1 protein-coding gene is annotated in these 289 nt (G+C 66.8%); it reads left to right on the forward strand.

What is annotated here, in order from left to right:
• Positions 1–289: 2,3-bisphosphoglycerate-dependent phosphoglycerate mutase (locus tag AC0IYH_RS30945; protein WP_471838007.1), on the forward strand; the 289-nt coding region annotated here is incomplete at both ends.

Raw genomic sequence — 289 nt, forward strand, 5'->3', positions numbered from 1 at the left:
TCCTCATCCGTCACGGCCAGTCCTCGTGGAACCTCGAGAATCGTTTCACCGGCTGGTGGGATGTCGACGTCACCGAGCAGGGCGCGGCGGAGGCGAAGGCGGCGGGCGAGTTGATGGCGGCGAAGGGCCTCGACTTCGACCTGACCTTCACCAGCCTGCAACTGCGCGCGATCAAGACGTTGAACCTCGCGCTGGAGGCGATGGGTCGCCTCTGGCTGCCGACCGAGAAGAGCTGGCGGCTGAACGAGCGGCATTACGGCGGCCTCACCGGCCTCGACAAGGCGGAGAC

The organism is Pseudomonas sp. AC463, from assembly GCF_979253585.1.